The 12,504-nt window shown below is 66.8% G+C and carries 8 protein-coding genes; 3 read left to right on the forward strand and 5 right to left on the reverse strand.

Annotated elements, in window-relative coordinates:
* Positions 1-42 precede the first annotated feature (42 nt).
* A complete protein-coding gene (locus tag AC0VYB_RS04835) occupies positions 43-1,218 on the forward strand; it encodes an alcohol dehydrogenase catalytic domain-containing protein (RefSeq protein ID WP_313451403.1) in 1,176 nt (391 codons plus the stop codon).
* On the opposite strand, the gene AC0VYB_RS04840 is transcribed toward AC0VYB_RS04835, so the two are convergent.
* The 3 genes from AC0VYB_RS04840 to AC0VYB_RS04850 all read right to left on the reverse strand — a co-directional run bounded on the left by AC0VYB_RS04840 (position 1,146) and on the right by AC0VYB_RS04850 (position 2,984).
* Complete coding sequence (locus AC0VYB_RS04840; RefSeq protein WP_313451400.1) at positions 1,146-1,922, reverse strand: IclR family transcriptional regulator; 777 nt, start codon at positions 1,920-1,922, stop codon at positions 1,146-1,148. The two genes, AC0VYB_RS04835 and AC0VYB_RS04840, sit on opposite strands and share 73 nt — an antisense overlap.
* Positions 1,923-2,088: 166 nt before the next feature.
* On the reverse strand, positions 2,089-2,466 hold the full coding sequence (locus tag AC0VYB_RS04845) for a hypothetical protein (RefSeq protein ID WP_313451398.1): 378 nt from the start codon (positions 2,464-2,466) through the stop codon (positions 2,089-2,091).
* On the reverse strand, positions 2,463-2,984 hold the full coding sequence (locus AC0VYB_RS04850; RefSeq protein WP_313451396.1) for a PadR family transcriptional regulator: 522 nt from the start codon (positions 2,982-2,984) through the stop codon (positions 2,463-2,465). Before AC0VYB_RS04850 ends, AC0VYB_RS04845 begins: the two co-directional genes overlap by 4 nt.
* Before the next feature lie 261 nt (positions 2,985-3,245).
* On the opposite strand from AC0VYB_RS04850, the gene rpoB reads away from it, so the two are divergent.
* Both rpoB and AC0VYB_RS04860 read left to right on the forward strand, forming a co-directional pair.
* A complete protein-coding gene (gene rpoB, locus AC0VYB_RS04855) occupies positions 3,246-6,725 on the forward strand; it encodes a DNA-directed RNA polymerase subunit beta (protein WP_144588003.1) in 3,480 nt (1,159 codons plus the stop codon).
* Between the two features lie 70 nt (positions 6,726-6,795).
* Positions 6,796-10,668, forward strand: coding sequence for a DNA-directed RNA polymerase subunit beta' (locus AC0VYB_RS04860; protein WP_009379162.1), 3,873 nt, complete (start codon positions 6,796-6,798; stop codon positions 10,666-10,668).
* Positions 10,669-10,795: 127 nt separating this feature from the next.
* On the opposite strand, the gene AC0VYB_RS04865 is transcribed toward AC0VYB_RS04860, so the two are convergent.
* Together AC0VYB_RS04865 and AC0VYB_RS04870 are read right to left on the reverse strand one after the other, a co-directional pair.
* Positions 10,796-11,821 (reverse strand): 6-phosphofructokinase, encoded by a 1,026-nt coding sequence (locus tag AC0VYB_RS04865; RefSeq protein ID WP_009379164.1) that lies wholly within the window; start codon positions 11,819-11,821, stop codon positions 10,796-10,798.
* Positions 11,818-12,501 carry a DUF1707 SHOCT-like domain-containing protein gene (locus AC0VYB_RS04870; protein ID WP_009379165.1) on the reverse strand — a complete coding sequence of 228 codons (684 nt, stop codon included), beginning with the start codon at positions 12,499-12,501 and terminating at the stop codon, positions 11,818-11,820. The genes AC0VYB_RS04865 and AC0VYB_RS04870 overlap by 4 nt, the downstream gene beginning before the upstream one ends.
* Positions 12,502-12,504 lie beyond the last annotated feature (3 nt).

Here is a 12,504-nt window from a genome sequence, read left to right on the forward strand (position 1 = left end):
GAACCGACACCAGAGAGCCAACGAGAGAAGAGGACACCGACCATGAGAGCAGCAGTGCTTCGCACCCCCGGACAGCCGCTGTCCGTCGAAGACGTCGACCTCGAGGCGCCCCGCCCCGGAGAAGTCGAGATCCGGATCCTCGCCACGGGCGTGTGCCACAGCGACCTCCACTACATGCATGGCGACCTGCAGGGGCGCATGCCGATGGTGATCGGCCATGAGGGCACCGGAGTCGTCGAACGCGTCGGCGACGGCGTGACCCGCTTCGCGCCCGGCGACCGGGTCATCACGATGTGGCGTCCCCGCTGCGGCAACTGCGAGTTCTGCGCCACCGGTCGACCGGCACTGTGCACGTCCGGGCGCCTCATGGCCCCGACCGGAGGACTCATCGACGGGACGACCCGACTGAGCATCGACGGAGAGCCCGTGCACCACCTCATGGGAGTCTCCTGCGCCGCCGAACGCGCCGTAGTATCCCAGACCTCCCTCATCGGCGTCGACGCCGAGATCCCGACAGAGATCGCCGCGATCACCGGCTGTGCTGTCGTCACCGGCGTCGGAGCCGCCCTCAACGAGATGTCAGAGGCGAGCGGCCAGGGCGCTGTGGTCATCGGGGCCGGCGGCGTCGGGCTGAGCGTGGTCATGGGGCTCTCCCTCATCGGAGTTGACCCGATCGTCGCCGTCGACACCGTCGACGCCAAACTCGACAAGGCGTTCGAGCTCGGCGCGACCCGCACGATCAACGCCGCCTCACAGGACCTCGCCGATGAGCTGCTCCGGATCTCTCCGCGCCCCTTCTCCTGGGCCGTCGACGCCGTGGGCCTTCCCCAGACGCTGCGGCAGGCCTTCGACCTCGTCGGCACCGGCGGCACCGTCGTCGCCCTCGGCCTCGGACGGGTCGGGGCCGAGGTCGACCTTCCGGTCAACCAGATCGTCCAACAGCAGAAGCGCGTTGTCGGCAGTCTCTACGGGTCGGCGAACACGCCCGTCGACATCCCGCGGATCCTCTCCCTCTACCGCAGCGGCAGGCTCCCGCTGGAGCGCCTCCTCGGCGCCCGCTTCGGCCTCGACGAGGTGAACGACGCCTACGCGTCCTTGGCCGGAAGCGAACCGGGCCGGGCGATCATGGTCCCGCAGCCGGCAGCTCAGGAGCGGGTGTCCGGAGCTCCGAGGAGTTCGGACATCGTCAGCGCCCCACTGCGGGCGAGCGTGACGTAGCGCTCCCGGTCCTCGTCCTTCCAGCGCAGCATCGGGATCGAGATGCTCATCGCGGCGACCATTTCCCCGAGCTTGCCGTACACGGGCGCGGCGACGCAGGTGACATGGTCGTTGGATTCGCAGAACTCGTCGATCCACCCGTTCTCGCGAGCCCGGGCCATCTCAGCGTCGAGCTGCTCGAGAGTCGAGATGCTGCGGGGGGTCATCTGCTCGAGATGATCGTCGTCGGGGATGAGGGCGGTGAGCTCTGCAGCAGGCAGCGCGGACAGCAGCATCTTCCCTCCCGCTGTGCATGTGGCCGGCAGGCGGGAGCCGACCTGGGAGACCAGGCGGACCGGGTGGGTGCTGTCGATGCGGACGATGTAGACAGCGAAAGCGCTGTCGCGGACCGCGATCTGCACCGTCTCCCCGCACTCCCGGGCCACCTCGGAGGCGCACTGCCGGCCCACCTCGGCGATGTCGAGGTTGCGTTCGTATCCGGCGCCGAGGCGCAGCGTCCTGATGCCCAGGGTGACCCGGCCGGTGTCAGCGGAGACAGCGACGTATCCGCGGTCGGCCAGCGTATTGATGAGTTCGTGGGTCGTTGCTCGGGGCAGGTCCAACCGCTGGGTGATCTCGGGGACCTTCAGCCCGCGGTCCTCGTCGATGAGGAGCTCGAGTATGTCCAGTCCGCGCCTGAGCGCTGGTGCCGTCAATCGCGTCATGGTCTCACATCTTCCACTTGTCGGACGGCTTCTAATATATCGAATGCGTGACCGGGTGCGGAACCGTACGCCGCTGAGGCGGGGAACCTGTCACTCGGTCGACTCAGTGTCGGCCCGGCAGGTTCCGGGCCCAGCCTTCGGAGGTCGCCGGGCCGAGCCGGGGATCTCACCGGCCGAGGGCGATGACGAGCACGGCCACGGTGAGCACCGCCCCGGTCGGCATCATCGTCAAGCGTTCGGCACGGCTGCGGGAGAACGCGTTGGCGATGGTGCTCAGTGCGAGGACGCCGACGAGGCCCCACGTCGCGACGACGACTACGGGGGAGTCCCGGCCGGGCAGCACGCCCGTGCGGCTGAGCAGCACGGCTGCGAAGACTGCGTAGGCCGCGAGAGTCGCGAGACTCGAGAGCCGCAGCCGGGTCGGCAGCACCCGTTCTCGTCCGCCCCACAGCAGACTGCCGACGGGCAGCCCCGCCGCCCCGAGAATCTGGAGCACTGCGAGGGCGGCGAGCAGCACCAGGGCGATGACCAGGGCGAGGGTCACGACGCCTCCAGTTCGCCGAGCCACTGGAGGGCCAAGGCGTGGGAGCGGAGGCCGTAGTCGAGCGTGGCACGTTCGAAGCGATGTTTCTCTATCGCCGCATCAGGCACCTCGGCGGCATCGAGGTCAGCGGCGAGGGCTGCCAGCGTAGCCGCGTCGGCGTCGAGCCGTGCGCGGATCTCCACGAGGCATGCCGCGCGCTCGGTCTCGGGCAACCGGCCGAGCAGGTAGACCTTCGCGAGCATGGTCTGCTCGGGATTCGACCCGGTGGGCGGTTCGGCCATCCATTCCCGCCAGCGTGCCCGCCCGGCGGCTGTGAGCGAGTAGAGCTTGCGCCCGCGCGCCGAATCGGGGACGTCGTCGACCGTGACCCAGCCGCTGTCGCGAGCGCGGTCGAGGGCGCGTTGGATGCTGCCGAAGCTCGCGGCATAGAAGAGCGAGATCCCGTCTGCGAACCTCCGATGGAGGTCATAGAGGGTGCGGGGTCCGTCGTGGAGGAGTCCGAGGAGGAGGAACACCATGACCTGAATATACCCTTGAGGGATATCGAGGTCACGGGTGGAGAGAAAGGTCGGACATGGACCTTGCGGGACTTGACCGAATGCTATAAGCTTGATATTTGCGTTGCTGTGCCTGTGGCGTGCCTTCATATAGCGGGGGGCAGGTCAGTTCCACTCCAGTGAACCACGTCGTCGCCCGGTGTCGAAACCGACACACGGATAGGCGCCCGGTCGGGGTGGGGTGGCAACGCGTCAGATGGTGAAGCACTCGGAAGGATCCCATTGGCCGCCGCCAACGATAACACCAGGACCGCTAACCCCCCTAAGAGAATCTCGTTCGCGAAGATCCGCGAACCGCTCGAGGTTCCCGACCTGCTCGGACTCCAGACCGACAGCTTCGACTGGCTCATCGGCTCAGAAGCGTGGCAGGACCGCGTCGCCGAAGCCATCGAAATCGGAGACGACTCCGTCGCGACCACTTCCGGTCTCGAGGACATCTTCGAAGAGATCTCACCGATCGAGGACTTCGGTGGATCGATGTCGCTGTCGTTCCGTGAGCACAGGTTCGAAGCTCCCAAGTACTCGATCGACGAGTGCAAGGAACGCGACATGACCTACTCGGCGCCGCTCTACGTCACCGCCGAGTTCATGAACAACAACACCGGCGAGATCAAGTCCCAGACGGTCTTCATGGGCGACTTCCCGCTCATGACGGACAAGGGCACGTTCATCGTCAACGGCACCGAGCGCGTCGTCGTCTCGCAGCTCGTCCGCTCGCCCGGCGCCTACTTCGAGTCGAGCGTCGACAAGACCACGGACAAGGACATCTTCTCCGCGAAGATCATCCCCTCTCGCGGTGCCTGGCTCGAGTTCGAGGTCGACAAGCGCGACCAGGTCGGCGTCCGCCTCGACCGCAAGCGCAAGCAGTCGGTCACCGTCCTGCTCAAGGCCCTCGGCTGGACCGAGTCGAAGATCCTCGAGGAGTTCGGCGAGTTCGAGTCGATCCGCGAGACCCTGGCGAAGGACACCGTCTCCACGCAGGAGGAGGCGCTGCTCGACATCTACAAGAAGCTGCGTCCCGCCGAGCCCGCGACCGCCGAGGCTGCGCGCAACCTGCTCAACAACCTCTACTTCAACCCCAAGCGCTACGACCTGGCCAAGGTCGGCCGCTACAAGGTCAACCGGAAGCTCGGCGTCGATGCCCCGCTGTCGGACTCGGTGCTCTCGGTCGACGACATCGCCGCGACCATCCGCTACCTCGTCTCGCTCCACGCCGGAGTCGAGACGACGAAGGGTGAGCGCGACGGCGAGGAGATCGAGGTGCGCGTCAAGCTCGACGACATCGATCACTTCGGCAACCGCCGCATCCGCGCCGTCGGCGAGCTCATCGAGAACCAGGTCCGCACGGGCCTGTCCCGCATGGAGCGCGTCGTGCGCGAGCGCATGACCACCCAGGACGTCGAGGCGATCACGCCGCAGACGCTCATCAACATCCGTCCCGTCGTCGCCGCGATCAAGGAGTTCTTCGGAACCTCGCAGCTGTCGCAGTTCATGGATCAGAACAACCCGCTCGCGGGTCTGACCCACAAGCGCCGCCTCTCGGCGCTGGGACCCGGCGGCCTCTCGCGCGACCGCGCGGCGATGGAGGTCCGAGACGTCCACCCGTCGCACTACGGCCGCATGTGCCCGATCGAGACCCCCGAGGGTCCGAACATCGGCCTCATCGGTTCACTCGCGTCCTACGCCCGGATCAACCCGTTCGGCTTCATCGAGACCCCGTACCGCAAGGTCGTCGACGGCGTCGTCACGGACGAGACCGAGTACCTCACCGCCGATGACGAGCTCGACTACAACATCGCGCAGGCGAACGCCCCGCTGACCGACGATCAGCGCTTCGCCGAGGAAGAGGTCCTCGCACGTCCGAAGGGCGGCGGCGGCGAAGCCGAGCTGGTGCTCCGCGACCAGATCGACTTCATGGACGTCTCCGCACGTCAGATGGTGTCCGTCGCCTCGGCGCTCATCCCGTTCCTCGAGCACGACGATGCGAACCGCGCCCTCATGGGAGCGAACATGCAGCGTCAGGCTGTGCCGCTGGTCATGTCCGAGGCCCCCGTCGTGGGCACCGGCATGGAGTACCGTGCGGCCGTCGACGCCGGCGACGTCATCGTCGCGGAGAAGGCGGGCGTCGTCACCGAGGTCTCGGCTGACTTCGTCACCGTGCTCGCCGACGACGGCACGATGCAGACCTACCGTGCGTCGAAGTTCAAGCGCTCGAACCACGGCACGTCCTACAACCAGCGCATCATCGTCGACGAGGGAGACCGCGTCGAGACCGGTGCCGTGCTCGCCGACGGACCGTCGACGGAGAACGGCGAGATGGCTCTCGGCAAGAACCTCCTCGTCGCGTTCATGTCGTGGGAGGGCTACAACTTCGAGGACGCGATCATCCTCTCGCAGCGCCTCGTCCAGGACGACGTCCTCTCCTCGATCCACATCGAGGAGCACGAGGTCGACGCCCGCGACACGAAGCTCGGTGCCGAGGAGATCACCCGGGACATCCCGAACATCTCGCCCGACGCCCTGGCCGACCTCGACGATCGCGGCATCATCCGCATCGGCGCCGAGGTCACCGACGGCGACATCCTCGTCGGCAAGGTCACCCCGAAGGGTGAGACCGAGCTGACCCCGGAGGAGCGTCTGCTCCGGGCGATCTTCGGTGAGAAGTCCCGTGAGGTCCGCGACACCTCGCTGCGCGTGCCCCACGGCGAGATCGGCACCGTCATCGGCGTGCGCGTCTTCGACCGTGAGGACGACGACGAGCTCTCGCCGGGCGTCAACCAGATGGTCCGCGTCTACGTCGCCCAGCGACGCAAGATCACCATCGGTGACAAGATGGCCGGCCGTCACGGCAACAAGGGCGTCATCTCGACGATCCTGCCGGTCGAGGACATGCCGTTCCTCGCCGACGGAACCCCCGTCGACGTCATCCTCAACCCGCACGGTGTGCCCCGTCGTATGAACATCGGCCAGGTCTTCGAGATCCACCTCGGTTGGATCTCGAAGCAGGGCTGGAAGATCGAGGGCAACCCCGAGTGGGCCGAGGAGCTTCCGCAGCTCGCCCGCGAAGCCGAGGCCGGCACGAACCTGGCCACCCCGGTCTTCGACGGTGCCCACGAGCAGGAGCTGCGCGGACTGCTCGACGCCACGACCCCGAACCGCGACGGAGACCGACTCATCGACTCCTCGGGCAAGGCCCAGCTGTTCGACGGTCGCTCCGGTGAGCCGTTCCCGTACCCGATCTCGGTCGGCTACATGTACATGCTCAAGCTCCACCACCTCGTCGACGACAAGATCCACGCGCGGTCGACCGGTCCGTACTCGATGATCACCCAGCAGCCGCTCGGTGGTAAGGCGCAGTTCGGCGGTCAGCGCTTCGGTGAGATGGAAGTCTGGGCCCTCGAGGCCTACGGCGCTGCGTACACGCTCCAGGAGCTGCTGACGATCAAGTCCGATGACATCCCGGGCCGCGTCAAGGTCTACGAAGCCATCGTCAAGGGTGAGAACCTGCCCGACCCGGGAATCCCCGAGTCGTTCAAGGTCCTCATCAAGGAGATGCAGTCCCTGTGCCTCAACGTCGAAGTCCTGTCTTCCGACGGCGGCCAGGTCGAGATGCGCGACTCGGAGGACGAGGTCTACCGCGCAGCCGAAGAGCTCGGCATCGACCTGTCCTACCGCGAAGCCCAGACCGTCGAAGAAGTCTGAGCACTTCCACTCCAACCGACACAAGAATTTCTGATGGACCACGAGTCCATCGCCAGGAAAGAGGATTTACGTGCCTGACGTCAATTTCTTTGATGAGCTGAGGATCGGTCTCGCCACCGCGGATGACATCCGCGGCTGGTCCCACGGCGAGGTGAAGAAGCCTGAGACCATCAACTACCGCACCCTCAAGCCGGAGAAGGACGGACTCTTCTGCGAGAAGATCTTCGGCCCCACCCGTGACTGGGAGTGCGCCTGCGGAAAGTACAAGCGCGTCCGCTTCAAGGGCATCATCTGCGAACGCTGCGGCGTCGAGGTGACCCGTGCCAAGGTGCGCCGTGAGCGCATGGGCCACATCGAGCTCGCCGCTCCCGTGACCCACATCTGGTACTTCAAGGGCGTCCCCTCGCGCTTGGGCTACCTGCTCGATCTCGCGCCGAAGGACCTCGAGAAGGTCATCTACTTCGCCGCGTACATGATCACCTCTGTCGACGAGGAGTCCCGTCACCGGGATCTGCCGAGCCTGCAGAACAAGATCGACGTCGAGAAGCAGCAGATCGGCGACCGCCGCGACGCTGACATCGACCGTCGTGCCAAGAAGCTCGAAGAGGATCTCGCAGCGCTCGAGGCCGAGGGCGGCTCCGCCCAGGCGAAGAAGAAGCTGCGCGATGTCGCCGACAAGGAGATGGACAAGCTGCGCAAGAACGCCGATCGCGAGATCGACCGTCTTGAGCAGGTGTGGGACAGGTTCAAGAACCTCAAGGTCAACGACCTCGAGGGCGATGAGAGCCTCTACCGCGAGATGTTCGCCCGCTTCGGCCTCTACTTCACCGGTGCCATGGGCGCCGAGGCGATCCAGAAGCGCCTCCTCGACTTCGACCTCGAGGCCGAAGCCGAGAAGCTGCGCGAGCTGATCAACACCGGCAAGGGACAGCGCAAGACCCGCGCGCTCAAGCGCCTCAAGGTCGTCAACGCGTTCCTCACCACGGACAACAACCCCGAGGGCATGGTCCTCGACGTCGTCCCGGTGATCCCGCCCGAGCTGCGCCCGATGGTCCAGCTCGACGGCGGCCGCTTCGCGACCTCGGATCTCAACGACCTCTACCGTCGTGTGATCAACCGCAACAACCGCCTCAAGCGGCTCCTCGACCTCGGCGCCCCCGAGATCATCGTCAACAACGAGAAGCGGATGCTCCAGGAGGCCGTCGACTCGCTGTTCGACAACGGCCGTCGCGGACGTCCTGTGACCGGACCGGGCAACCGCCCGCTCAAGTCGCTCTCCGACATGCTCAAGGGCAAGCAGGGCCGGTTCCGTCAGAACCTGCTCGGCAAGCGCGTCGACTACTCGGGCCGTTCGGTCATCGTCGTCGGTCCGCAGCTCAGCCTCCACCAGGCCGGTCTGCCCAAGACCATGGCCCTGGAGCTGTTCAAGCCGTTCGTGATGAAGCGCCTGGTCGATCTCAACCATGCGCAGAACATCAAGTCGGCCAAGCGGATGGTCGAGCGCCAGCACCCGCAGGTGTGGGACGTCCTCGAAGAGGTCATCACCGAGCACCCGGTGCTGCTCAACCGCGCACCGACCCTGCACCGCCTCGGCATCCAGGCGTTCGAACCGCAGCTCATCGAGGGTAAGGCCATCCAGCTCCACCCCCTCGTGTGCTCGGCCTTCAACGCCGACTTCGACGGCGACCAGATGGCTGTCCACCTGCCGCTGAGCCCCGAGGCGCAGGCTGAGGCCCGCATCCTCATGCTCTCGGCGAACAACATCCTCAAGCCCTCCGACGGCAAGCCCGTGACCATGCCCTCGCAGGACATGATCATCGGCCTCTACCACCTCACCTCGGAGCGCAAGGGACTCGCCGGCGAGGGCCGGTCGTTCTCCAGCCTCGGCGAGGCCATCATGGCCTTCGACCACGGCGAGCTCGACCTCGGTTCGGTCGTGACCATCCGCCTCGAGAACGTCGTTCCGGGTGCGGACCTCGAGGTTCCCGAGGGCTGGGAGCCGGGTATGCCGCTCGACGTCACCACGACGCTGGGCCGTGCCCTGTTCAACGAGTACCTGCCCGCCGACTACACGTTCGTCAACTCGACGATCGACAAGAAGGCGCTGAGCCGGATCGTCAACCACCTCGCCGAGGAGTACCCGAAGGTCGAGGTCGCGCACACGCTCGACAACTTCAAGTCCGGCGGCTTCCACTGGGCGACTCGTTCGGGCATCACCGTGGCGATGTCGGACATCGTCTCGCCCGAGGCGAAGACGGAGATCCTCGACAACGCCGAGGCGCTCGACACGAAGGTCCAGCAGCAGTACGAACTCGGTGCGCTCACCGACGACGAGCGCCGCAACGAGCTCGTCAAGCTGTGGACCGAGACCACCGAGAAGGTCGACCAGGTGATGCGGACGAACTTCCCGGAGGAGAACTCCGTGCTCCGCCTCGTCGACTCGGGTGCGTCCGGCAACTGGATGCAGGTCCGTCAGCTCGCCGGTATGCGCGGTCTGGTGACGAACCCGAAGGGTGAGATCATCCCGCGTCCGATCACGTCGAACTACCGTGAGGGACTCTCGGTGCTCGAGTACTTCATCGCCTCCCACGGCGCCCGCAAGGGCCTCGCGGACACGGCGCTGCGTACCGCTGACTCCGGTTACCTCACGCGTCGACTCGTCGACGTCTCGCAGGACGTCATCATCCGCACCGCGGAGACCGATTCGACCAAGGGCATCACCCTGCCCGTGGCCGAGCGCGACCACGACGGCAACCTCGTTCCGCACGAGTTCGTCGAGACCAGCGTCTACGGCCGTCTCACGGTCTCCGACGTCACCGACGCCGACGGCAACGTCATCGTCCCGGCGAAGACGGACGTCACCGCTGAGGTCGTCGACACCCTCGTGGCCGCCGGCATCGAAGAGCTCAAGGTCTACTCCGTGCTCACCGCGGATTCGGACACGCAGATCTCGGCGATGCACTACGGTCGTTCGATGGCCACCGGCAAGCTCGTCGACATCGGCGAGGCGATCGGCACGGTCGCTGCCCAGTCGATCGGCGAGCCCGGCACGCAGCTGACGATGCGAACCTTCCACACCGGTGGTGTGGCGGCGTCCTCGGGTGACATCACCCAGGGTCTGCCCCGTGTCACCGAGCTCTTCGAGGCCCGCACCCCGAAGGGCTTCGCCCCCATCGCAGAGGCGACCGGTCGGGCGAAGATCGACGACAGCCGCAAGACCCGCTTCGTCGTCATCACCCCCGATGACGGCAGCGAGGAGATCGAGCACGCAGTCTCCAAGCGCGCCCGCCTCCTCGTCGAGGACGGTCAGCACGTCAAGGCGGGCGAGCAGCTCGTCGTCGGTGCTGTCGATCCGAAGCAGGTGCTGCGCATCCGCGGTCGCCGTGAGGCCGAGCGCTTCCTCGTCGAGCAGGTGCAGAAGGTGTACCGCTCGCAGGGCGTGGGCATCCACGACAAGCACATCGAGGTCATCGTGCGGCAGATGCTGCGTCGCGTGACCGTCATCGAGTCGGGCGACACCAACCTGCTGCCCGGCGAGCTCGTCGACCGCGGCCGCTACCAGGCGGAGAACCGTCGCGTCGTCGCCGAAGGCGGACAGCCGGCTTCGGCCCGTGACGAGCTCATGGGCATCACGAAGGCCTCGCTGGCCACCGAGTCGTGGCTCTCGGCTGCGTCCTTCCAGGAGACCACGCGCGTCCTCACCGAGGCCGCGATGGAAGGCAAGTCGGACACGCTCATGGGGCTCAAGGAGAACGTCATCCTCGGTAAGCTCATCCCGGCCGGCACCGGCCTCCAGACGCACCGCAACATCGTTGTGGAGCCGACGGAGGAGGCGAAGGCCGAGATGTTCACCAACAGCTACGGTGACTTCTACGCGGGCATCGGTGCCGACTCCGGCTCCGCGATCCCGCTCGAGGACTACGACTACGGCGCCTTCAGCTGAGTCTGAGTTCGAGACCGCCTGAGGTCTGAACGGCAGAGGGGCACCCACCGACACGGTGGGTGCCCCTCGTGCATTCACGCTTGGGCCGCCGCTCGAGCGGTTGCGACGCCTTCCGCGCGTGTTGCCGCTACCCGAAGAGAACCTGCGCCTCTTCCCAGCGGTCGAGCGGCACCGTCTTGAGGCTGTCGACGGCCGAGGCCATCTCGACGGCGACGATGTCGGTGCCCTTGAGGCTCGCCATCTTCCCCCACTGCTCGTCGTGGGCGAGGTCGGCTGCGGCCATGCCGAGCCGGGTCGAGAGCACCCGGTCATACGCGGTGGGGGAGCCGCCGCGCTGCAGGTGTCCGAGGATCGTCGCGCGGGTCTCGATGCCCGTGGTCTCCTCGATGAGGGGTGCGAGGTAGTTCGCGATGCCGCCGAGGCGGGCCCGGCCCCTGCTGTCGAGACCGCGGTCGGCGATCTGCTCGTCGAGGCCCTCGGGCACGAAGCCTTCGGCGACGACGACGATCGGGGCGCGACCGCGGTCCCTCGCCGAGGTCACCCACTGCCCGATCTGGTCCATCGAGACGGGGAACTCGGGCATGAGGATCGCGTGCGCGCCGCCGGCCATACCCGAGTGCAGCGCGATCCAGCCGACGTTGCGGCCCATCACCTCGATGACCATGCACCGGTGGTGCGACTCAGCGGTCGTGCGCAGCCGGTCGATCGCCTCGGTGGCAATCGACTGGGCGGTGTCGAAGCCGAACGTGTAGTCGGTGTTGTCGAGGTCGTTGTCGATCGTCTTCGGCACCCCGACGATGTTGAGCCCCTCCTCCTCGACGAGGCGCGAGGCACCCGAAAGCGTCCCCTCGCCGCCGATCGCGACGATCGCATCGATGTCGTGGGCGGCCATCACCTCGCGCATCCGCGCCGGACCGCCGTCCTCGTAGGGGTGAGTGCGGGAGGTGCCGAGGATCGTGCCGCCGCGTCCGGACAGGCCGCGGACATCGAGCATCGACATCTCGAACACGTCGTCCTCGAGGAGTCCCCGCCAGCCGTCTCTGATCCCGACGAACGAGGAGCCGTGGGAGCGGATTCCCTTGCGGACGATGCCGCGGATGACGGCGTTGAGTCCGGGGCTGTCGCCGCCGGAGGTGAGGATCCCGATTCTCATGTCAGCTGTCCCTGGTCCTTTCCTCGGTAGCCCTTCGCCAGGTGGATGTCGTGGCCGGCCATGAGCGACATGCCCTTGAGCACGAGCGTTCCGTTCGATCCGTCGCCGCGGGCGGACTGCCGGACCTCGTTGCCCGCCATGATGTTGATCGTCTCGTCCTTGATCCGCACACCCGGCGGGACGTAGATGTCGTTGCCGCCCCACATCGCGAAGGAGTGAAGCTCGACGGTGACGCCGGGGCCCATCACCTCGCAGAGGTCGATGTTGTCCCCGCCCATGAGCGCGTACGTCGTCACCTCGGCGGTGCCGGCGGGGACGTCGATCTCGCGGCCTGACATGATCGCCACGGAGTTCACCGGCGCCGAGGTGCCGGGTGCGGCGAGCGGCGACAGCGGTGCGGGTCGGTTGCCGGGGACGATCTGCGATCCGGGGGTCGTTCCGCCCGTCTGCGCCTCGAGCGATCGGTGGAGGTCGTTGCCCTCGGGAAGGTCGACGATGAGCGGCATGAGTTCGTCGAGGTACTTCGCCGCGATCGCCTCGTCCTGCCGCTCAGCGGTCTCCTCGGGGTCGAGGCGACCGTTCGAGACGGCGTCGGTGATGACGGCGAGCACGGCGTCGCGGTCCTTGTCAGAGGCGCGGATCCGCGGACGGGAGGGGAGCTCTGGCTGTTCGTCGGACATGGT

The organism is Brevibacterium sp. Z349TD_9 (genome assembly GCF_056173565.1).

Coding starts and splice junctions, on each gene's coding strand:
- AC0VYB_RS04840 (WP_313451400.1), bottom strand. CDS start 1,922: ATGACGCGATTGACGGCACCAGCGCTCAGGCGCGGACTGGACATACTC.
- AC0VYB_RS04870 (WP_009379165.1), bottom strand. CDS start 12,501: ATGTCCGACGAACAGCCAGAGCTCCCCTCCCGTCCGCGGATCCGCGCC.
- AC0VYB_RS04865 (WP_009379164.1), bottom strand. CDS start 11,821: ATGAGAATCGGGATCCTCACCTCCGGCGGCGACAGCCCCGGACTCAAC.
- AC0VYB_RS04835 (WP_313451403.1), top strand. CDS start 43: ATGAGAGCAGCAGTGCTTCGCACCCCCGGACAGCCGCTGTCCGTCGAA.
- AC0VYB_RS04850 (WP_313451396.1), bottom strand. CDS start 2,984: ATGGTGTTCCTCCTCCTCGGACTCCTCCACGACGGACCCCGCACCCTC.